This window comes from Parabacteroides sp. AF48-14 (assembly GCF_003477465.1).
Taxonomy (GTDB): Bacteria; Bacteroidota; Bacteroidia; order Bacteroidales; family Tannerellaceae; genus Parabacteroides; species Parabacteroides acidifaciens.
Map to the genome: position 1 here is coordinate 32,741 of NZ_QUDI01000011.1, position 21,994 is coordinate 54,734.

Consider the following 21,994-nt stretch of genomic DNA (forward strand, 5'->3'; position numbering starts at 1 on the left):
GATAAAGATGCTGGTTGGGTATATTGTTGATAGTTAATAATATATAGGTTTTGGCACACTATTTGGATAGAATATATCAGTAGTCCTTGTAGACCAAGTCACGGCTATGGCAGAAAGAATAAAATAATGACAATCTGATATGAAAACGATTCTAAGAAATTTTCTAAGTGTGTTGAGAAGGTTCCGGCTGGCTACTGCGTTAAACGTGGTGGGCTTGTCGGTGTCCTTTGCCGCTTTTATCATTATTATGATGCAGGTCCGCTATGAACGGACGTTCGACAGTTGTCATCCGAACGTTTCCCGTATCTACCGGGTGGAAGTGGACATGAAAGAATATAAGGGTTCGACTATTCTGGCCCGCCCGTTTGTGGATGCAGTTATCCAGTCGTCGCCTTTGATCGACGCCGGGACTTTGTTCAATCCGTTTACCGGCGAATACTATTTTACGGTTTTGCAGGGACAGGATAAAGTGGGCTTTAAAGAACCGTTTATCACTTGTTATCCGGAGATAACGAAGATGTACCATTTCGATATGGTGGAGGGCAATGCCGATTGCTTGAATGATGTGGAGAAGGCGTTGATACCGGAAAGCATGGCGCGCAAGTTTTTTGGCGAAGGTTCGGCTGTCGGCCAGCGCCTGAATATGGAAGAAAGTATCTGGAGCAAGAATACGGATGGCTTTCTGGTTGTAGGAGGGGTGTATAAAGATTTCCCTGGCAATACGCAGTTGAACAATGTGATTTATACGGCTATCTATGACGATCGTACGAAGGACGCTTGGGGCAGTAATAACTATTTCTGCTATCTCATGCTGACTCCGGATGCATCACCGGAAACCGTAGCCGACAATTTTAACCGTACGTTCGATTTCAGTAAATGCTATAAAGGAGAAGAGGATGTACATATCAGGCTTCGTCCCTTCAGTGAGATTTATTATCTGAACGAATCGCAGGATGGCCGCCTGGTCAAGAGCGGTAATCCGGAGACGACAAAGTTGTTGCTGATGATTGCTTTTCTGATTATTATCGTGGCGGCTATCAACTTTACCAACTTCAGTACGGCATTGACGCCTTTGCGCATCAAGAGCATTAATACGCAGAAAGTATTGGGAAGTTCGGAGTCTGTTTTACGTTTGTCTCTTTTGGTGGAAGCGATGGGAATTGCTTTTCTTTCGTTCTTGATTTCTTTGTTCTTGATTTATGTGTTGAACCGTCCGGAGATACTGTCTTTTGTAAAGGCAGATTTGGCATTGAGTCACAACATTGGCTTGTTGGTTGCGGTCGGTGGCTTGTCATTGTTGGTCGGATTGGCGGCGGGCTTGTATCCGGCCTGGTATATCACTTCGTTTCCGCCGGCGCTGGTGCTGAAAGGTTCGTTCGGGCTTTCGCCTGCCGGCCGCAAGCTGCGCACTTGTCTGATGGGATTCCAGTTTGTGGTGTCGCTTGTCCTGATTATCGGGGCACTCTTCATTTACCTGCAGAACCGTTATATGCAACATTTTCCGCTCGGATTCGATAAAGACCGCATCGCGGTAGTGGAACTGAACGGCAGGATGGCGGCTAAAAATAAGGATGCGTATGTCAATAAGCTGAAAGAATATCCGGGGATAGAAGACGTTGCCTTTGCACAGGAAAAGTTGGGAGCGCAGGACAGCTATATGACTTGGAGCGGAGTGTATAAGGAACAGAATGTGGGTATCAATGCTCTGCCTGTTTCCTGGAATTTTATCGACGTGATGGGGATTCAGCGGACTGGCGGACGCCAGTTGACCGAGGCGGATGAAAAGGGTAAAAAACTAACTTTTATCCTTTTTGATGCCATGCGTAATCAATATGACATAAAAGATGGCGATTCTTTTAATATTCCCTGGATGGGAGTGGATGAGCCGATCGAAATAGCGGGCTTCGTAAAAGATGTCCATTTTACATCCTTGCGTGGCAAGATGGAGAATACCGCCTTGATTATAAATTACTATTGGGGACAGTTACCGGTGTCTTATATCCGGATCAAGGCGGGTACTAACCTGCCCGAAGCAGTAGATCATATCCGGAAAGTCGTGGCCGATATCGATCCGGCCTATCCGGTGGATGTGCTGTTTTACGATACGATATTCGACAGTCTGTACCGCCAGGAAGAGAACTTGAGTATGATGGTGTTCCTGTTCAGTCTGTTGGCGATTATTATTTCCCTGGTAGGTGTGTTCGGTCTGGTCGTGTTCGAGTCGCAGTACCGGAAGAAAGAGATCGGTATCCGCAAGGTGCACGGTTCGACAGTCGGAGGTATTTTGGGGATGTTGAGTAAGCGGTATGTCGCAATCGTGCTGATATGCTTTGTCCTGGCAACTCCGCTTGCGTATTACGGCGTAACGAAATGGCTGGAGAACTTCACATACAAAACCCCTATTCATGTGTGGGTGTTTGCTGCAGCTTTGGTCGTGGTAATGCTTATAACACTGGCTACGGTTGTTTTCCAAAGCTGGAAAGCGGCTACGGCAAATCCGGTGGAAAGCATTAAAAATGAATGATGATAACCTTTTCCGGTAAATATCTGAAAAGTTTCAGAATAAAAGTATATCTTTGGAGAATCTAAATTTAATAGACCATGATCAATAGAAGAAATTTTTTGAAAAATGCGTCCCTGTTTACGTTAGGTGGCTTGATGGCCGGTAAAGTAGGGAATGCTGTTGCAGCCCAGCCTGCAACACCTGCTGTATCGGAAGCGATGGCAGCAAAGAATATCGGTTTACAAATCTATTCTTTAGGCAAGGAGTTATACACGGATGTTCCGGGTGGAATGAAGAAATTGAAAGGGATGGGATACCAGACATTGGAGCTGGCCGGTTATGGTAACGGCAAGATCAATGGTGTCGACATGATGGAATTTAAGAAGATGGCGGATGATGCCGGTCTTAAGATCATCAGTTCGCACGTGAATCCTCCTGTTCGCGAGTACACGAAAGACAACTTGCCCCAAATTAAGGAATACTGGAAAAAGACGGCTGACGACCATGCCAAGATTGGTGTGAAATATTTGGTTCAGCCCGGCCAGCCCAGCACCCGTAGTGTGGAAGAAACAAAATATGTATGCGAAGTCTTTAACGAAGCCGGAAAGATTGTAAAAGCTGCCGGTATCCCGTTCGGCTATCATAATCATGATATGGAGTTTGCAAAAGTAGTTCCCGGCGGTAAGGAATTGAAGTTCGGGCGTCACAATAAGGGCGAAAAGGTTTACGACATTTTCCTGGCAAACACAGATCCTTCCCTCGTATTCTTCGAAATGGATGTTTACTGGGCTGTTATGGGCCAGCAGGATCCTGTCGAATATATGAAGAAATATGCGGATCGTATCAAAGTATTGCATATTAAGGATCGTGCTGTTTTAGGAGAATCCGGAATGATGAATTTCGAATCGATCTTCAAACAGTTCTATGCAAATGGCTATAAAGATTATTTCGTTGAGCTGGAAGGTATTGGCGAAGGCAAGCAATTTGACGGAGTGAAAGGTTGTGCCAATTATCTGAAGAAAGCATCATTTGTGAAGTAAATACATTATAATATAATGGTTGCATCGTAGGGGCAGGTTCCAAACCTGCCCTTTTTATTACAACACCTCTTTTATCTTTTCAATCATTTCCTGATATTCCGCATCCGATAAATAAACCTTTTGCGGGTTCATGGTGAATGTTCCGCCGAAATCCGGTCCGCCTTCATATTTGGGAGCCAGGTGGAAATGAAGATGCGACAGCTTATCGGAATAAGCACCGTAATTTATCTTTTGCGGATTGAATACTTTCTGCATCGCGCGGGTTACCCGTACGACATCTGCCATAAATGCATTCCGCTCTTCGTCACTGAGCATATTCAAATCGTGTACATGGTCTTTGTAGGCTACCAAGCAGCGGCCTCGATAGGTCTGTTCCTTAAACAGGAACAACCGGGATACGGACAAGGGGGCAATTTCGATCATCAGATCGTGTAAAGTCTGATTGTTCTGGCAATACAGACAATCTTTGGGATCACTTAAATTCATATTTTATTAGATTTCATTAATGATGTGGCTAAATTAACAATTAAAATGGAGATTGGCGGGAGATTGGGGTGTTTATTGTAGAAAAAATACTCGTGTTCTACATCTTGTTCTACAGGTTTTGTCTGGCATCCGGATATGGCATTGTTGCTTTATGCTTTGTTTTTCAATTGTCGTGTGTTTTGTGTGTCCGGCTGGCACCGCTCATGGTATAATCCTTGTACTAATCTTTTCAGATTGTATTTAAAGTTTAGGTTTTAATTATTGGGTATAAACTTATTAAATTAGTAAAGTCATGAAAAAGATTGTTTTAATGGTAGCAGTAGTAGCATGTGTTGCATTTGCATCACAAAGTGCACAAGCAGTAACGGTACAGGCATCAGTTGAAAACGTTATGCAGGATGATTTCGTGAAGATCGAAGTGAAAGATCTTCCCCAGGCTGTACAGGATGCAATTGCCAAGTCTTATGAAGGAAGTACAGTGAAAGAAGCATACGTCGCAGGTGCCGATGGTGCTAAGAAGTATAAAGTCGTACTTGCAGACAAAGATCAGAAGGAACAAACGGTTGTTCTGAATGAAAAAGGTGAAGTAGTTGAATAGTACGTATCTATCTATTAATATACAAGGCCGTCCTGTCTGAGAAGATAGGATGGCTTTTTTTATATATTAATTGGAAATATTTTCATCTTGTTAGACATTGTGGTTCGAATAATTCATATCTTCGCCTCCATAATCAATCGCTGTGTACATAACAAATGGAAATTGTCATTATTATTGGTCTTATCTTATTGAACGGACTTCTCTCCATGTCGGAAATTGCTTTGGTGTCGGCGCGTAAGGCGCGTCTCGAACTGGAAGCAAAACGAGGTAACAAATCTGCTCAAACAGCTCTGAAATTAGCAAACGAACCGGACAGATTTCTTTCTACTATCCAAATCGGAATTACGTTGATCGGTATTTTAACAGGTTTATATTCTGGTGAGGCTTTCGCTTACGACTTGGCGGAGCATGTGCGCCATGTTCCTTTCTTGGAACCTTATGCATTGGGAATTTCTAAAACTACAATAGTCGTTGTCGTTACTTATCTGACGCTAATCGTTGGCGAGTTGGTGCCCAAGCGTATCGGTATGGGTTATGCGGAAAAGGTTTCGATGTTGGTTGCCAAACCGATGAATCTGCTGTCGATGGTTGCTTCGCCTTTCGTATGGTTACTGTCCAAGAGTACGGCGTTGACCGTAAAACTGATCGGGACGGATAGCGCTGAAGAGAATAAAGTGACGGAAGAAGAAATCAAGGCGATCGTAAAAGAAGGCTTTGACGGGGGAGAGGTGCAGGAAGTGGAACAGGATATCGTGGAACGTGTCTTTAATCTGGGAGACCGTAAAGTCGGTTCTATCATGACGCATCGCAGCGAGCTTGTATGGTTGGACTTGACAGACAGTATCGAGCAGATACGCGAAAAGGTGCAGGAAAATCTTTTCAATATCTATCCTGTCGCTTCCGGAAAGTTTGACGAGATCAAAGGGGTTGTCTACCTGAAAGACCTTTTTGGCCGCATCGACGAACCCGGTTTTTCTTTGGAGCAGGTGATCCGTCCTGCCGAATTTATGCCGGAGAACCAGAGCGTGTATAATGCTTTGGAACAGTTTAAGCAGGCGCGTGCGAAATATGGTATCGTAACGGATGAGTTCGGTGGCATACAAGGTATCGTCACCCTGAAAGATATCATGGAAGGATTGATCGGACAGGTGCCGGAAGTCGGAGAAGAAGCCGAGATCGTCCAACGTGCCGACGGCTCCTGGTTGGTGGACGGGCAGTATAGTTTCTATGACTTCCTCGAATATTTCGACTTGGAAGACCTGTATGCCGAACATGACTATAACACGTTAAGCGGTCTGATCCTTGAAATCCTGGAACGGGTTCCGAAGACAGGCGAAAGGTTGACATGGTTGAATTTCGAGTTCGAGATAGTCGATATGGACGGCGCCCGCATCGATAAGGTTTTGGTGAAGAAATTACCGGAAGACGAGGTATCGTAAAATTATTCCATGCCCATCCGTCCGAAATTCCATGCCCATGGAAAACGGATTGCATGGGCATGGAATTATATTTCGGCCAGTTTATGCAGGACCTCCATCTTGCCGAACAGGATCAGCAGGTCGCCTTCTTCTATTGTCAGGTCGCCGGTGATTTTGCTGATCACGGAATATTGGATTTGTTTCAGTCCGATCAGGTTGCGTTCTTCTTTGGGGCGTTCGATGCCGACAAGGCGTACGCCGAAATTTTCTTCCAGGTCTATCGTCTGTAAAGTCTGCCCGACGAAGGTGGCGGGCGCTTTTATTTTATACAGATGATGGGTGTCTGTCACTCTGTACCATTGTTTGAACCGTTTCCCAAATAAAGATTGGGAGGCGTACATGCCTGCAAAATCATCTTCCGGCGTAATAATCTCGGTCACGCCGATCGAGCGGATCACCGCTTCATGGATAGGAGAGATTCCCCGTACGACCAGCTTGTTTGCATCCAGATTTTTAAGCATCGCAACCGTTTGGATGGAGGTCCCGAAATCTTTGCCGAAGGTGACGAAGATCGCATCCATTTCGTTTAGCGGCAAGGTGTTCAGTGCGTCCTTGTCTGTCGTGTCGAGACTGATCGCTCCCGAGATCGTATGCTTTACGGCTTCGATCTTATGCTGGTCGACGTCGACGCCGATCACTTCATTACCGATGCGTGTCAGGCTTTCAGCGATGGCACGTCCCAGGTTCCCTAATCCGATTACTAAATATTTCATACTGTATAGCTTATGTTACATTAATATATTCTCTTGCGGATATGTGTAGTTCTTCTTTTTATATTCTTTGCTGAAACTGATGAAGAAGGTCAGTATGCCGATACGGCCGACCAGCATGGTAAAGATGATGATCAGCTTTCCCGGCAGGCTTAGCATCGGGCTGAAATTCAGGCTTAGCCCGACTGTACTGAGTGCAGACACCGTTTCGAATGTCAGTGTAAATACCGATGCGCCTTTTTCCGTGACGGACAAGAGCCATACTGCCAGGCCCAACCAGCAGAAATAGAAAACAATCGTCGCGAAAGCCCTGCGTATGGTATCCCGGGAGATTTCACGTTTACGGATTTCCACATTCTCTTTTCCCCGGGCGGCATTGCGGGCTGTCAGTAAGGCGACACATACGGTTGTCACTTTCAGGCCTCCGCCGGTCGACATGGGAGCTGCTCCTATGATCATCAGGATCAATGTCAACATCAGTGTGCCGGAGGTCAGCGAACCCATGTCCGCCACACAAAAACCTGCCGTACGGGGCGTCGTGGCTCCCAGGAACGCATTGGCAAGCTGTCCTCTAAACGGTAATCCGGCCAGTGTGTTATTCATTTCCAGCAGGTAATAGAAAACTGTTCCGCCGGCCAACAATACCAGTGTGCTAATCACTACGATATACGTGTTGATATTGATAATGCGCGGTGTATGGATGTAATGTTTCTGCTGTCCGATAAGGATTTTGAAGCTGTTGACAAGTAAATGCCTCAATAGTTTCAGATAGTTGAAAACGATCGGGAATCCCAAGCCTCCGAATATGATCAGCAGGGAGATCCAGACATGCAGATTGTATTTGTGAATCACCAGCGGGTCGTACATATTTCCGCTCAGGGTCGATATTCCCGCATTACAGAATGCCGAGACTGCATGGAACACGGCATAGAATACCTCTTCCTGCGTCCCTCCCGGCAGAGAACCTTTCACATCCATATAGATCAGGTACGCGCCGACTCCTTCGATGAAAAGGGTCACGAACAGGATGTTGAGGATTACCCGGAAAAGCCCGTTTATCCGGTCTTCGTTGAGCATATCTTTCAGGACGAGCTTGCTGCTGAAAGAAGAATGTCCCATAAAAGACAAAGCAAAAAAGCTGGTAAAGGTCATGACTCCGATCCCGCCTATCTGAATCAGGAACATGATGATGATATGCCCTGTCTGGGTAAAAGTCGTGGCCACATCAACCGTTGTCAGTCCGGTGACGCAAACGGAAGTCGTCGATATAAACAGGGCGTCGATGAAGTGGATGCCGTGAACCGTGGCGTTAGGCAGCATCAGCAGTCCCGAACCGACCAGAATGACAAATACGAAACTTAGCAGGAACAGGAAAGACGGCTTTATATGGCTTTGCAGCAAGGTGAAAGTCTGCCGCGACAGGTGGATGACGCTCAACAGCAACAGCAGGAAATAAATAAACAGCGGTTCTGTCAGAAAGCTCAGGTAGGGCAGCGATTGATGGATCGCCTCCTTGAAAAACACCTTCCCCGACAGGACGGCGAACAGGAAAAAATAGATTCCTATATCCAGATAGAGCAATTTCTCCTGTATGATCTCTTTGAACTTCAAAATGTACCGGAGCGAAATCCCTGTGAAAAATGCCAGCAACAGATAAATCCGGCTTGTTTCCAGCATATGGGTGACGTGAACCGAATATTTGAATCCGAACTGGTAGACCAGTGTAAAGAGGGTGGCGATCGAGGCGATAAGTATAATCCCTTCTGCAATCATATTCAGCAAACCTTTCATGTTCGCCCAATACATACGGAGAGAGAATTGTAGATGCTTGAAATCCATGTCTTGTCTTTTTAAAAGAACAAATGTATTAAATAAATGTTAGAAGCAGGAGCCCTTTTTTTTCGTGCGTGGTAATGTATGTTAAATATCCGGGTTTAGATCATCCTTGATACATATTGTTATAAATACATTATGTCTGATATTATTTTAAAGTTTATATTTGCGATAAATCTTTATTACGATATTATGGAAACACAGAAAAATAAGAAAGAAATGTTTTACCCGCATGTTTCGGTAGATTGCGTATTATTAGGGACAAACGAAGATAAATTATGTGTGTTGCTTGTCGAAAGGCAGGTGGCCGGCAGTGATGAAAAACATTATAAACTGCCGGGAAGCTTGATTTACGAAAGCGAAGACTTGGACACGGCTGCCTATCGTGTGCTGAACGAAGCGACCGGTTTGAAGCGCGTTGCCCTGAAACAGTTCCGGAGTTTCGGCTCTCCCGCCCGGACAAAAAATAAAGAAGACGTACAATGGTTGGAAAATGCTTCCAAAATGAAGATTTCAAGGATCGTGACGGTTGCTTACCTGGCGTTGTGCAAGATCGGGAAAAAGACGACGATGGATGAGAAGTCCGATACCCTGATCTGGCTCCGGTTAACGAACTGCCTCATTTGCCCTTCGACCATAAAGAGATCATAGAAGCTGCCAGGCAAGAGATACGGGATTGGGTGGATCGCGAGCCGGGCATTGTCTTCGACTACCTTCCTCCGAAGTTTACCGCTTATCAGTTGCGGCGTATTTTTGAAATCGTTTACGATAAGGAGGTCGATGTCCGTAATTTCCGTAAGAAAATGTCTACGATGGAGTATATCGTGCAGACAGATGAAACGGAAACAGGTGTAAACCACCGGGCAGCCCGCTATTTCCGGTTCGACAGGATAAAGTATAATAAGTTACATTCGAATTTTAACAAGATATAAAAAATAATATGTGTTTATTAGGTTGTGATATCGGAAGCTCTTCGGTGAAGGCTTCAATTGTCGATAAGGATACGGGGTTGACGATTGCTTCCGATTTTTATCCGAAAGAAGAGGCGGTGATCAATGCCGTACGTCCCGGATGGGCAGAGCAGAATCCGGATGATTGGTGGATATTTCTGAAAGAGGCGATAAAAGGGGCGATCTCGAAAGCCGGGATCAAAGGAACTGAGATCGAGGCGATCGGTATCTCTTACCAGATGCACGGGCTTGTGTTGGTGGATAAGAAGATGCAGGTTTTGCGTCCGTCTATTATCTGGTGTGACAGCCGTGCAGTGTCTTACGGCGAGCGTGCTTTCAAGTCGATTGGCGAGAAACAGTGTTTGACGCACCTGCTGAATTCCCCCGGAAACTTCACTGCTTCCAAATTGGCATGGGTCAAGGAGTTTGAACCGCACATATTCGAACAGGTGTATAAATTCATGTTGCCCGGCGACTTTATTGCCATGCGTATGACGGGCGATATCGTGACGACTGTTTCCGGCCTGTCGGAAGGTATCTTCTGGGATTTCCGGAATAACAGGGTGTCGGAAGAGTTGATGCGTTATTTCGGCTTCAGTAAAGACCTGATACCGGATATCCGTCCGACTTTCGGTCTGCAGGGCGAATTGCTCGGCTCCGTCGCTTCGGAATTGGGGTTGAAGAAAGGGACGCCTGTTACCTATCGTGCAGGCGACCAGCCGAATAATGCTTTATCATTGAATGTGCTGAATCCGGGCGAGATCGCTGCTACAGGCGGGACGTCGGGCGTCGTATATGGTGTGAACGGCAAGGTGAATTATGATACTTTGTCACGTGTGAATACATTTGCGCATGTCAACCATTCGGATGAACAGACCCGCCTGGGCGTGCTGTTGTGCATTAACGGAACGGGTATCCTGAACTCATGGATCAAGCGTAATGTGGCTCCCGAAGGAATCAACTATCCGGAACTGAATGAATTGGCGGCAACCGTGCCGATCGGTTCGGAAGGCCTGTCGATCCTGCCTTTCGGGAACGGTGTGGAACGTATGTTACAGAACAAGCCGGTGGATTGCTCTATGTATGGGCTGAATTTCAATATTCATAACAAAGCCCATATCGCTCGTGCCGCCCAGGAAGGCATCGTCTTCTCCTTCAAATACGGTATGGATATCATGAATGAAATGGGAATCGATATCGAAGTAATCCGTGCCGGAAATGCAAATCTCTTCCTGAGTCCGATTTTCCGGGATGCGCTGGCCGGTGTGACCGGAACGGTGATCGAACTTTATGACACGAACGGAGCTGCCGGGGCAGCTAAAGGAGCCGGTATCGGTGCGGGTGTCTATACCTCGGCGGAAGAAGCGTTCGCTTCCTTGAAAAAGATCAGTGTGATAGAACCCGACGGTCTGAAAGCGGATAAATATTGCGGTGCTTTTGAGATATGGAAGGAAAGGCTGGAGAAAGCGTTGGAGTAGTTCCGTATTTGTAAATGTAGAATTGTTTAATTGATTAAATATAACGAGTATCATGAATTATTTTAAAGGTGAAAAAGAGTTTTTCCCTGGAATCGGGAAAATAGAGTTTGAAGGACGTGAGTCGAAGAATCCGATGGCTTTTCATTATTATGATGAAAACAAGGTCGTAATGGGCAAGACCTTGAAAGATCACCTCCGCTTTGCAATGGCTTACTGGCATACGTTGTGCGCGGAAGGCGCAGACCAGTTTGGCGGTGGCACAAAATCATTCCCCTGGAATACCGCAGCGGATCGTATTTCCCGCGCTAAATATAAAATGGATGCTGCTTTCGAGTTTATGACCAAGTGCAGTATCCCGTACTATTGTTTCCATGATGTGGACGTGGTGGACGAAGCTCCGACACTGGCTGAATTTGAAAAGGACCTGCATACGATGGTGGGATTCGCCAAACAGCACCAGGAAGCAACCGGAAAGAAACTGTTGTGGTCTACAGCTAATGTATTCGGGCATAAACGTTATATGAACGGAGCGGCTACCAATCCTTATTTCCCGGCTGTCGCTTGTGCCGGTACGCAGATCAAGAATGCAATCGACGCCTGTATCGAGCTGGGTGGAGAGAACTATGTATTCTGGGGCGGACGCGAAGGCTACATGAGCCTGCTGAACACCAATATGAAACGTGAAAAGGATCATTTGGCCATGATGCTGACAATGGCACGCGATTATGCCCGCAAGAACGGTTTCAAGGGCACTTTCCTGGTGGAACCTAAGCCGATGGAACCGACCAAGCATCAGTATGACGCAGATACGGAAACCGTGATCGGCTTCCTGCGCCACTATGGCCTCGACAAGGATTTCGCTATCAACATCGAAGTGAACCATGCTACATTGGCCGGCCATACATTCGAACACGAACTTCAGGCTGCCGCCGATGCCGGTATGCTGTGCAGCATCGATGCAAACAGAGGCGACTATCAGAATGGTTGGGATACGGACCAGTTCCCCGTAGACATTTACGAACTGACACAGGCCTGGCTGGTTATCCTGGAAGCGGGCGGACTGACAACCGGAGGTACGAACTTCGATGCGAAGACCCGTCGTAACTCGACTGACCTCGACGATATCTTCCTGGCTCATATCGGCGGTATGGATTCGTTTGCACGTGCTTTGATGGCGGCTGCCGATATCCTGGAACATTCCGATTACAAGAAGATGCGTGCCGAACGTTACGCCAGCTTCGACCAGGGCGACGGCAAGAAGTTCGAAGACGGCAAACTCCTTCTCGAAGACTTGCGCACAATTGCCCTTGCCGGCGACGAACCGAAGCAGATCAGCGGCAAGCAGGAGTTGTATGAGATGATTATCAATCAGTATATTTAATAAATTATAATTTGTCGGTGCGTAGAGATGCACGGCCGTGCATCTCTACAACACGCCGATAATTAGAATCTATATCGTGAAAAATAACAACTACATCTTTGGTATCACCCTGGTAGCCACACTGGGCGGATTACTATTCGGATATGATACGGCAGTGATATCCGGGACGGTCGAATCGCTGCGTAAATTCTTTATTGAACCTTTCGGATTACCTTTAGACCAGGCAAATGCGTTGGAAGGTTTTGTTGTGAGCAGTGCCCTGATCGGTTGCATCCTGGGCGCATCCTTTGCCGGCTGGATCAGCCAGCGCTATGGACGGAGGCCGACGCTTATTCTGGCTGCCGTGCTGTTCCTGTTATCGGCTGTCGGTTCGGCATGGCCGGAACTCTTCGTCGGGATGCCGGGGAGCGGAGATCATACTTTTATGTATCTTTTTGTGTGTTATCGTATTCTCGGGGGCATTGGTGTCGGCCTGGCATCCATGGTCTCTCCGATGTATATCGCCGAGATGGCGCCTGCCGACAGGCGGGGGAATTTAGTGTCGTGGAACCAGTTTGCCATTATCTTCGGTATGCTTGTTGTCTACTTTGTGAACTACAGTATTGCCTTGCAGGGAGATGCTGCATGGCTCAATTCGATAGGCTGGCGCTGGATGTTTGCGTCCGAGATTATCCCGGCCTTGCTTTTCTTTGTCCTGCTGATGTTTGTGCCGGAGACTCCCCGCTATCTGGTGATGCGCGGGAAGACGGAGAAGGCCTTGTCTGTTCTGAACCGTTTGATGGGGAAGGAGAGTGCCGGACCCGAACTGGAAGAGATCAAGGAAAGTTTCAAGAGACAGGAACCTTCCATGCGCCCTTATTTCCTGTTTATGGGGATGTGGCTGGTGTTGTTCTTGCTTTCATACGGGGCATTGGAACTGGCCGGTAATACAAGTGCGCTGGAGATTGCCCTGATCGGCAGTTTCTTCGTGTCGTTAGTGTTCCCGATCCGTTCTTTCGGGATGTTGATTATTCTTGTCGGCGTGTTGCTGTCCGGTTTCCAGCAGTTTGTCGGGATCAATGTCGTGCTCTATTATGCACCGGAGATATTTAAGACGATGGGAGCTGCTACCGATGCCGCTTTGTTGCAGCAGATCGTGGTGGGAGCTGTGAACCTGTCCTTTACCGTGTTGGCTATCTTTACGGTCGACAAGTTCGGACGCCGCCCGCTGATGATTATCGGGGCTTTGATTATGGCTGTCTCGATGATGGTTCTGGGGACGACGTTCTATACGCATTCCGTCGGTGTCGGTTCGCTGGTTTGCATGTTGGTCTATACGGCTGGTTTTGCCATGTCGTGGGGACCGGTCTGCTGGGTGTTGCTGGCAGAGATTTTCCCGAATACGATCCGTTCGACGGTGATGAGCATTGCCGTTGCAGGGCAGTGGATCGCCAATTTCCTTGTTTCCTGGACCTTCCCGATGTTGGACAAGAACCAGTATCTGACGGAAACGTTCAATCATGGCATGGCTACTGGATTTACGGCATCATGGGAATCCTGGCCGCCTTGTTTATCTGGAAGTTTGTGCCCGAAACGAAAGGAAAGACATTGGAACAGATGGAACAGTATTGGAAATAATTCAGTAAGTTTGCCGGCAGAATAGAGTCGGATAAATATAAATGCACATACTGAAGAAAATATTAATATGGAGCCGGAACCTGCTGTTGTTCCTGTTTATATCCAGTTTGCTGGCTGTCGTGGCTTATAAGTTTGTTCCTGTCTATTATACTCCGCTGATGTTTATCCGGATGTATGAGCAGTTTCAGGACGGCAAGCCCTTTAAGCTGGAGCATAAGTGGGTTCCGATGAAAAAGATCGCCCAGCCTTTGGCGCAGGCGGTTGTCGCTTCGGAAGACAACCTCTTTCTCGATCATCACGGGTTCGATATGACACAAATCCAGAAAGCCCGTGCCGATGCCGAGAAAGGCAAACGTGTACGCGGCGCCAGCACAATCTCGCAGCAGACAGCCAAGAATGTATTCCTCTGGCCCGGAAAGACCTATCTGCGCAAGGGGATAGAAGCCTACTTCACCGTCCTGATCGAATGGATATGGGGAAAGGAGCGCATCATGGAAGTCTATCTGAACTCGATCGAAATGGGCGACGGTATTTATGGCGCCGAAGCGGTCGCACAGGCGCATTTCAAGAAGCCAGCCTATAAACTGACGAAAGCGGAAGCGGCTCTGATTGCCGCCACACTGCCCAATCCCCGCCGGTTCAATTCGGCAAAACCGTCTCCCTATATGCTGAAGCGGCAGGCGAAGATCATGTCGCTCATGGGCAAGTTGCTCAAGATCGAAATGGGGCACGACAGTGGTGATCCCGATCCCGAATCCGGTAGTAAGAAAGTGCGCAAACGGAAGAAGCTGCGGGCAGATGCAAATGTATTTACACAAGAATGGTAATCATATGAATCACTTTGTATATCACGACCTCGGACGCATCGAGTATGAGAATGCGCTGGAACGCCAGACGGCCGCTTTCAATGCCTTGCTGGAAGCGAAGGCACAAAACAGTTCCGCCGAAAACCACCTGTTCTTTTGTGAACACCTGCCGGTGTTGACAATCGGCAAAAGCGGGAAAGATGCCAATCTGCTGATCCCGGAAGAGCTGCTTGCCGACCGTGGCATCTCTTTCTATCATATCAACAGGGGAGGAGATATCACTTATCACGGCCCCGGACAGATCACCGGCTATCCGGTCTTCGACCTCGATTGCTGGAAGTTGGGATTGAAGCAATATATCGACATATTGGAAGAGACGATTATCCGTTTCCTCGCTCTTTACGGCATCAAAGGCGAACGGTTGCCGGGTGCGACAGGCGTCTGGATCGATCCCGATGTGCCGGGGAAAGCGCGTAAGATATGTGCGATCGGCGTGAAAAGCAGCCGCTTCGTGACGATGCACGGCTTTGCATTGAACATCAATACCGATCTGAGCTATTTCTCTCTGATCAACCCCTGCGGCTTTAAAGACAAAGGCGTCACCTCCCTGGAAAAGGAGTTGGGCGCAGCGCAGGATTTCGAGTTGGCGAAAGCCCGTCTTCATTCACTCTTCTTAGAAATGTTTCCCTGATGCCTTATACAATCCATTTTGCCCCCTTGCAGGGATATACCGATTCGGCGTATCGAGAAGCTCATGCACAAGTCTTCGGTGGAGTCGAAGCCTATTATACCCCTTTTGTCCGTTTGGAAAGGGAGGGTTTCCGGAATAAGGAGCTTCGCGATATCGCCCCCGAAGGGAATCTGTCGGCTCCGGTCGTCCCTCAGTTGATAGCCTCTTCACCCGAAGAGTTTCGCCGGATTGCCACCTTGTTTAGGGAGCGCGGCTACCGGCGTGCCGATATAAACATGGGATGTCCTTTCCCCATGCAGGCGCGGCTGCACCGGGGAGCCGGGATATTGCCTTATCCTGATGAGGCGAAGAAGATGCTGGAAACAATCTGTGAATTTCCGGATATCCGGTTTTCCGTCAAGCTGCGCTTAGGGTGGGATTCGGTAGATGAGGCGCAGGCTCTTTTACCTTTCCTGAACGAATTGCCGCTCACGCACCTGACGCTCCATCCGAGGATTGGCACGCAGCAGTATAAAGGCGCTACGGACGAAGATGCTTTCTCCCGCTTCTACAACCTATGCACCCATCCGTTGTTTTATAACGGCGATATCCATACACTTGCGGATATTCATTCGATAACCTCCCGCTTCCCCCGTCTGAAAGGCGTGATGTTAGGGCGCGGCCTGCTCGCTTTTCCCTGGTTGGCAGCCGAGTATTCGTCCGGCGTCTCTCTATCCGTGCAGGAAAAGAAGGATAAACTGCATGCTTTTCATGCGTTGTTGCTGGAAAGCTACAGTTCCCGTCTGGAAGGTGGAGAGCATCAGGTACTGGATAAAATCAAAACCGTTTGGGATTATCTACTACCTGATGCCGAAAAGAAATTAAGAAAGAAAGTCCTCAAAAGTATCCGTCTGGCCGCATACATGGAAGCCGTAAAAGCGATGATAGAAGGTTGAAAAGCACAGGTGCCTTATTGCTTACCACCACAGGCACCCTATTGCTTAGAACCAATACGGTTGATTGCTTAGAACCACAGGTATCCTATTGCTTACCACCAATACGGCTGATTGGTTGGAACCACAGGTACCCTATTGCTTAGAACCAATACGCCTGATTAGTTCAATCCTTAACTTCTATCACTGCCGGGCAATGATCCGAATGGACCGCCTCGTTCAGGATATAGGCGGCATCAACCTGTGGTTTCAGCGGTTCGCTGACCATGCAATAATCGATACGCCATCCTTTGTTTTTAGCGCGGGCGCCGAACCGGTAGCTCCACCATGTATATTCTTGTTTGTCCGGATGGAGCAGGCGGAACGTATCGACGTAGCCGGCATTCAGGAAACGGGTCATCCATTCGCGCTCTTCCGGAAGGAAACCGCTGTTCGTGGCATTGCGCACCGGATCGTGGATGTCGATCGCTTCGTGGCAGATATTGTAGTCGCCGCAGAGAATCAGCTTCGGGCGTGATTTTTGCAGTTCCACCACATAGCTTTGGAAATCTTCCAGCCACTCCATCTTGAAGCTCTGCCGCTCGTCGCCGCTCGTTCCCGAAGGATGGTAGACGCTGACAACCGACAGATCCCCGAAGTCCGCCCGGATAAAACGCCCTTCATTGTCGTACTTCTCGATTCCCATTCCATACTCCACATGGTCCGGCTCCCGGCGGCTCAGGATTGCGACACCGCTGTATCCTTTTTTCTGTGCACTGTAGAGCCAGGCCTTATAACCAAGCGCCTCGAACGGTTCGGCGGGGAATTGGTCCGGTTGCAACTTGGTTTCCTGCAGGCAAAGCACATCGGGAAGTTCCCGGGCGAGCCATTCGGGAAGTCCTTTTCCGACGGCGGCACGCAGTCCGTTTACGTTGTATGTGATAATCTTCATATTTCAATTGTTATAATGATGAGACAAATGTAATTAAAATGAATCACTATCCATAATTACAAGTCCGCATCCTCTACAATAATCCTGAACCCGACATTCATCGGCCGTTGCCAGGGCAGATACGCCTTGCGGACAGCCGAAGTGGAGTAGTGGGGACGTTCGCGCCAGGAACCGCCGCGCACAACCCTCTTTTCTGCTTCCGGGTAGTTCCCCTTTTCCTTCAAGGGATAAGGGACGTAGCCGGATGCCGTCCATTCCGCCACATTTCCGTTCATATCATATAATCCCCAGGGATTGGGATGGTAAGAGGCAACCGGGCAGCTGATCAGTTGATGGTCGTTGACGTTCAACACCTTCGGCAGGAAATCCCAGAACCGGCGCATCGGATCGGTCGGGCGCATCGGTTTGGGGTCTACGCCTGTTACGGCGAGGTCTACGGTTGTACTGTCCGCCAGGTTTTCGTAGCTGCCGAAATCGCTGTTGACAGAGCCAAACCAGAAATCATCCGTACTTCCGGCCCGTGCCGCCCATTCCCACTGTGTCTCTGTCGGGAGCGAAGCCTTACAGCTCAAATTCTCACTGATCTTGCGGCAGAATGCGTTGGCTTCTTCCCAGCTGACACGTACGACGGGCTGATCCGGTCGGTTGGCCGGATAGCCGGGTGTTGTATGGTCCTTCCAGGTCTGTCCGATGTAGCGGCTGTCGTGTCCCGGAAAGAGCGTGCAGAACTGCTTATTCGTAATCTCGGTCGTACTCATCCAAAAGCCTTTCTTCACATCTGTTTTGAAAGCGGGAGAAGCTGCCGGTGTCCGGTTGTTGCCCATCACGAAGCTGCCGGCCGGAATCCAAACCAGGTCGATGTGTACGCCGGGGGCGATAGTCAGACGCTGGGTTGCACCGGTCTTCTCCCCGCGCTTGACGCGGGGCCGCATGGAAGCGAGCTTGGAAGAAGATGCGGCGTTTTTGAGATTCCGTGTCGAACGCGGGGTCGGGTCTGTTTTATTTTCTTTCAGCCAATCGGCATAGTCGGCAATCTCTTTTTGCCAGTCTACCCGTACGCCGCTGTATTTCTCCGCCAGTTCCATCCGGCGTTCTACCTGGTTCTTGGGCGACTCCGGTTTCAGGTCGATCTGTGTGAACGCTCCGGAGTAGGGGGCGTTCAGGTCGATCCAGGTGTAGAGCGTGCGCATATCTTCGTCCGGGACCTGCACGCCGTGATGTCCGGCTTGGAGGATGCGGATCAGTTCGCTGTTACTGACATGGAACTCCGCCGGTTTCAGGACGTAGATGTCCGACTCCGGCCCCTGCCGGTAAACGTATGGATGCAGGTTCAGATAGCTCTGGTCGAACTGCTTGTTGATCTTCGTCAGTATTCCCCGTTTGTAGGTGACCATCCGGTCTTTACGGAAATCGGGTTCGGCGGTTGTCCCATCGTGGCAGGAGACACAGTTACGGTCCAGTACCGGCTGTACTTCGAGACGGAACGTGAAAGGACGGACGCCGCCTTCCGGTGTCTCCAGCCGGCGCGCCTGTTTGGCCGAAGCAATTGTACGCTTGGGAATAGGCATGGTGTTCTGGTCCTCATGGCAACCGATGCAGGAAACGATCTCGCCCGGCATGCCCGTCAACCAACTGCGCATCCATTGTACTGCCGCCCCGTCTTTGTCCAACGGTTGAATGGAGACAGGGGTATTGGCTGGGATGGTGAAAAGCGCTGAACCGTCTTCCTCTACCGGAACTGTGCCTAACACACGCTTGATGTCCCATCCGCTTTGTATGCCCTGTGCGTCATGATCGGACGGAGCCAGGATATAGGCGTATTCGTAAGCGAAGATGCGGAGCGATTTGATTGTCCCGCGCGGGATGCCCTGTGTGCCTTCCCCTTCATAGATGTCCTGTATGAAAACGGTCGCTTCCTTATTGCCCGGCTTGATCTTCGATGGGATGACGGGAGGCGTTTCGCGTTTTGCCAATGGGATAGGGGCGGTCAGTCCTTCGCCTTCCTGTTCGGCAATCAAAGTCAGGTTGTCGAACACATCGACCAGATAGATTCCCCATAGCGCATCTTCCGCCGGCTTACAGGCAACCAGGAAATATTTCTCGTTCAGCGGGAACGGTTTCATAAACTGCGGCCAGACGCCTTTGACCAGTTCGTCTTTGATAAGCGGGACGATCGGACGGTCTTTGAACGGAAGTTCCTGTATCATCCCTTTTTCCTCTTTACGGCTTTTGGCAGGGTCGAAGATGACGAGCCGCCCCGAACGCGCCGTGCCGTGATGTCCGGAGATGATGCCGACGAAGCGGCTGCTGTGGCGGGAGAGCGGTTTCATGTCGAACGTGCTGTTCGGAAAGTAGGAACCGCTGCCGTAAAGCGCCTTGTTCTCCGTTCCGTCAGGATTCATGTGCATCACGATACGGGAGAAATAGTGTGTCAGGTCGGTGTATTCCCAACGGGTGTACATGATGCGGCCGTTCGGGATCACGATTGGTGACCAGTTGCATCTGGTCGAACGTCAGGCGGCGCAAGTCACGTGTCTCGGGATCGTAAGAGACCAGGTTGGCAACCACATCGTCGCCATGTACGCAGGGCACGCCGTTATAGCCGATATTGGTCGTGGCAACCACCTTTCCGTCCGGCAGGTAGTTTGCATCGCAAAATTCCAGATCCGGCTCATCGACTGTAATCTTTTGGTGAAGGCCCGTCCCGTCGGTTTTTATTTCGTATATCTGCCATTTCCGGTTCGCATCGAGGGAGGAGAACAGCAGGCGGTCGGCGTCCCAGTGCAGTTGTATGTCGGAGACGGGCACGTCGGCTTCCGGCTTGTAGATGCGTTCGCTCTTGACCTCGCCCCGCAGGTCGGACAGGATGTCGATCTCGGCATCATATCCTTTGCGTGAATTGGAAAAAAGCGAGTTGTAGTTTGCCGTCGAAGTACCCATCGAGGGCCCCATAGCCTTACGGGACTTATGGCCCAGGCGGTAGCGGGCGACTACTATATGATCTACGTCCAACAACGGGTTGGCAAGCATGATCTCCCGTTTCAGAGCCAGCAGTTTCCGGGCATTGCCGATCGCCTCGTCGGAGGCTGTGGCGGAAAGCGCTTGCCGTACTTCCGGCAGGAGTGCTTCCAGTTCGGAAAGTTTTTGGTAAAGCGTGGGGGCTTTATCGCCTAACGACTGTTTCGTGTCGTCCAGATAGGCGCGCATGGCAGACGGGTTTACCCACCCGATCTGTGTCTTCAGGTCGTTGATCTGTATCTGGCGTAACGAATCCACTCCGTCCGCAGTGGAGAATGCAGGCAGGGAACAGGAGAGGAGTGCCAAGAGCAAATATACTTTGTACCGGAGCATTATTTGTCTGCTAATTTGTAAATTTCACATGCGGCCATCAGGAATGCGCCCGGGCCATACAATTCCGTCATCTCGCGCGTCACCTTCTTCGGATCGGCTCCTACAGGTTGTACCCAACCTAACTTGCCGTCTGCTTCGACAGCGGCCACCAATGCTTCCCAACCTTTTTTGACGATAGGCAGATATTGGTCTGCCGGCAGATAGCCCTGGTTGATTCCGTAGGCCAGGCCATACACGACAAATCCTGTCGCGCTTGTTTCGGGTGAAGGATAGCTGTCCGGGTCCAGCAGGCTGGCATGCCAGTAACCGTCCTTACCTTGCAATCCGGCGAGGCGTTCGCTCATTTCCTTGAACAGGCTGAGATAGAAGGGGCGATATTCGGTATCGCTGGCCGGAAGCGTTTTCAATATCTCGGCCAGGCCGCCGATCACCCAACCGTTACCGCGTCCCCAGAATACTTTTTTACCATTGGCTTCCCGCTGGTCGAAATAGCGGCTGTCGCGGTAGAACAGATGTTCATCTTTGTCGTACAGGTAATTATAAGTCGCACGGAATTCGCCGTCGGCAAAATGCATGTATTTACGGTTGCCGGTCAGCGTGTAGAGGCGTGTATAGACGCCCGGTGCCATGAAGAGCGCGTCGCACCAGGTCCAGCGTTCGATCGTGCTGCCCTTGCTATAGTCCAGGTCCATGCTTCCGTTAGAGGGGTTGTTTACGACCCAGTCCGCACGGGCAATGGTCGGCTTCAGCATGTTCTCATTCTTTTCCTTGTTATAGAAATCGATATAGGTTTGTGCGATACATACATCGTCGGCATGGTACATCCGGTTGGCGACCTGCCAGCTCTGGCGGTTGAATATTTTCCGTAACCAGTCGTAATAGGTATTGTCGTTGCTGAGCTCGGCCCAGTCGTACATTCCCATGTAGAGTGCGCCGGGCACCCAGCCGCGCGGTTCGCTCTTGGCGTATTGATTATCGGGATAATCTTTGATCTGCCAGTCGGCAACCTTGCGGGCAACGTCCATTACGCTTTGCCGGTTCCAGTTGCCGGTAGTGACAGTAACGGCAGGGCTGGAGGTCTCTGCTTTCGTTGGCATATTATTTACTAAACAGGTGCAGGCACAAATAGATAAGCCTGCCGATAGATACTTGATTGTTTTCATGATACTGTAATCTTGGTGTTAATCATTTTAATTCTGCATCAAAAAT

The 21,994-nt window shown here is 49.2% G+C and carries 16 protein-coding genes and 2 pseudogenes; 11 read left to right on the forward strand and 7 right to left on the reverse strand.

Annotated features, from left to right (window positions below):
• Nucleotides 1–139: 139 nt before the first annotated feature.
• Both DW083_RS07040 and DW083_RS07045 read left to right on the forward strand, forming a co-directional pair.
• Entirely contained in the window at nucleotides 140–2,524 is a 2,385-nt protein-coding gene (locus DW083_RS07040; RefSeq protein WP_122331905.1) for an ABC transporter permease, read from the forward strand.
• Between the two features lie 77 nt (nucleotides 2,525–2,601).
• On the forward strand, nucleotides 2,602–3,543 hold the full coding sequence (locus DW083_RS07045) for a sugar phosphate isomerase/epimerase (protein ID WP_122331906.1): 942 nt from the start codon (nucleotides 2,602–2,604) through the stop codon (nucleotides 3,541–3,543).
• 57 nt (nucleotides 3,544–3,600) lie between these two features.
• Here DW083_RS07045 and DW083_RS07050 read toward each other — a convergent pair whose 3' ends face one another.
• Entirely contained in the window at nucleotides 3,601–4,029 is a 429-nt protein-coding gene (locus tag DW083_RS07050; RefSeq protein ID WP_122331907.1) for an HIT family protein, read from the reverse strand.
• Nucleotides 4,030–4,321: 292 nt separating this feature from the next.
• Between DW083_RS07050 and DW083_RS07055 the strand changes: the two genes are divergently transcribed.
• Together DW083_RS07055 and DW083_RS07060 are read left to right on the forward strand one after the other, a co-directional pair.
• Nucleotides 4,322–4,627 carry a hypothetical protein gene (locus tag DW083_RS07055; protein ID WP_115500254.1) on the forward strand — a complete coding sequence of 102 codons (306 nt, stop codon included), beginning with the start codon at nucleotides 4,322–4,324 and terminating at the stop codon, nucleotides 4,625–4,627.
• A 155-nt stretch (nucleotides 4,628–4,782) separates the two neighbouring features.
• On the forward strand, nucleotides 4,783–6,066 hold the full coding sequence (locus tag DW083_RS07060; protein ID WP_115500255.1) for a hemolysin family protein: 1,284 nt from the start codon (nucleotides 4,783–4,785) through the stop codon (nucleotides 6,064–6,066).
• A 65-nt stretch (nucleotides 6,067–6,131) separates the two neighbouring features.
• Here the strand turns inward: DW083_RS07060 and DW083_RS07065 are convergent, their stop codons facing one another.
• Nucleotides 6,132–6,818, reverse strand: coding sequence for a TrkA family potassium uptake protein (locus DW083_RS07065; RefSeq protein ID WP_115500256.1), 687 nt, complete (start codon nucleotides 6,816–6,818; stop codon nucleotides 6,132–6,134).
• Nucleotides 6,819–6,833: 15 nt separating this feature from the next.
• On the reverse strand, nucleotides 6,834–8,654 hold the full coding sequence (locus tag DW083_RS07070) for a TrkH family potassium uptake protein (protein ID WP_122331908.1): 1,821 nt from the start codon (nucleotides 8,652–8,654) through the stop codon (nucleotides 6,834–6,836).
• A 186-nt stretch (nucleotides 8,655–8,840) separates the two neighbouring features.
• Between DW083_RS07070 and DW083_RS07075 the strand changes: the two are divergent.
• From DW083_RS07075 to DW083_RS07105, 7 genes and pseudogenes are all read left to right on the forward strand, one after another.
• Nucleotides 8,841–9,580 (forward strand): annotated as a pseudogene (locus DW083_RS07075) (NUDIX domain-containing protein).
• A gap of 8 nt (nucleotides 9,581–9,588) precedes the next feature.
• Nucleotides 9,589–11,076: a xylulokinase gene (locus DW083_RS07080; RefSeq protein WP_115500258.1), complete on the forward strand. Its 1,488-nt coding sequence runs from the start codon at nucleotides 9,589–9,591 to the stop codon at nucleotides 11,074–11,076.
• A 52-nt stretch (nucleotides 11,077–11,128) separates the two neighbouring features.
• A complete protein-coding gene (gene xylA, locus DW083_RS07085; protein WP_115500259.1) occupies nucleotides 11,129–12,457 on the forward strand; it encodes a xylose isomerase in 1,329 nt (442 codons plus the stop codon).
• Nucleotides 12,458–12,533: 76 nt separating this feature from the next.
• Nucleotides 12,534–14,074: pseudogene (gene xylE / locus DW083_RS07090) on the forward strand (D-xylose transporter XylE).
• Between the two features lie 41 nt (nucleotides 14,075–14,115).
• Nucleotides 14,116–14,901: a monofunctional biosynthetic peptidoglycan transglycosylase gene (mtgA, locus tag DW083_RS07095; RefSeq protein WP_122331909.1), complete on the forward strand. Its 786-nt coding sequence runs from the start codon at nucleotides 14,116–14,118 to the stop codon at nucleotides 14,899–14,901.
• A 4-nt stretch (nucleotides 14,902–14,905) separates the two neighbouring features.
• Nucleotides 14,906–15,571 carry a lipoyl(octanoyl) transferase LipB gene (lipB, locus tag DW083_RS07100; protein WP_122331939.1) on the forward strand — a complete coding sequence of 222 codons (666 nt, stop codon included), beginning with the start codon at nucleotides 14,906–14,908 and terminating at the stop codon, nucleotides 15,569–15,571.
• The gene (locus tag DW083_RS07105) at nucleotides 15,571–16,506 is read left to right on the forward strand and encodes a tRNA-dihydrouridine synthase family protein (RefSeq protein ID WP_122331910.1); all 936 of its coding nucleotides are present in this window, start codon (nucleotides 15,571–15,573) and stop codon (nucleotides 16,504–16,506) included. The genes lipB and DW083_RS07105 overlap by 1 nt, the downstream gene beginning before the upstream one ends.
• Before the next feature lie 163 nt (nucleotides 16,507–16,669).
• Here the strand turns inward: DW083_RS07105 and DW083_RS07110 are convergent, their stop codons facing one another.
• Genes DW083_RS07110 through DW083_RS07120 form a run of 4 tightly spaced genes read right to left on the reverse strand, consistent with a single transcriptional unit; the run spans nucleotide 16,670 to nucleotide 21,951 of the window.
• Nucleotides 16,670–17,434 (reverse strand): exodeoxyribonuclease III, encoded by a 765-nt coding sequence (locus tag DW083_RS07110; RefSeq protein ID WP_122331911.1) that lies wholly within the window; start codon nucleotides 17,432–17,434, stop codon nucleotides 16,670–16,672.
• Nucleotides 17,435–17,490: 56 nt separating this feature from the next.
• Nucleotides 17,491–19,917 carry an SUMF1/EgtB/PvdO family nonheme iron enzyme gene (locus tag DW083_RS07115; protein WP_233551877.1) on the reverse strand — a complete coding sequence of 809 codons (2,427 nt, stop codon included), beginning with the start codon at nucleotides 19,915–19,917 and terminating at the stop codon, nucleotides 17,491–17,493.
• A complete protein-coding gene (locus DW083_RS22615; protein WP_233551879.1) occupies nucleotides 19,826–20,785 on the reverse strand; it encodes a hypothetical protein in 960 nt (319 codons plus the stop codon). The genes DW083_RS07115 and DW083_RS22615 overlap by 92 nt, the downstream gene beginning before the upstream one ends.
• Entirely contained in the window at nucleotides 20,785–21,951 is a 1,167-nt protein-coding gene (locus DW083_RS07120) for a glycoside hydrolase family 105 protein (RefSeq protein WP_370038835.1), read from the reverse strand. The genes DW083_RS22615 and DW083_RS07120 overlap by 1 nt, the downstream gene beginning before the upstream one ends.
• Nucleotides 21,952–21,994 lie beyond the last annotated feature (43 nt).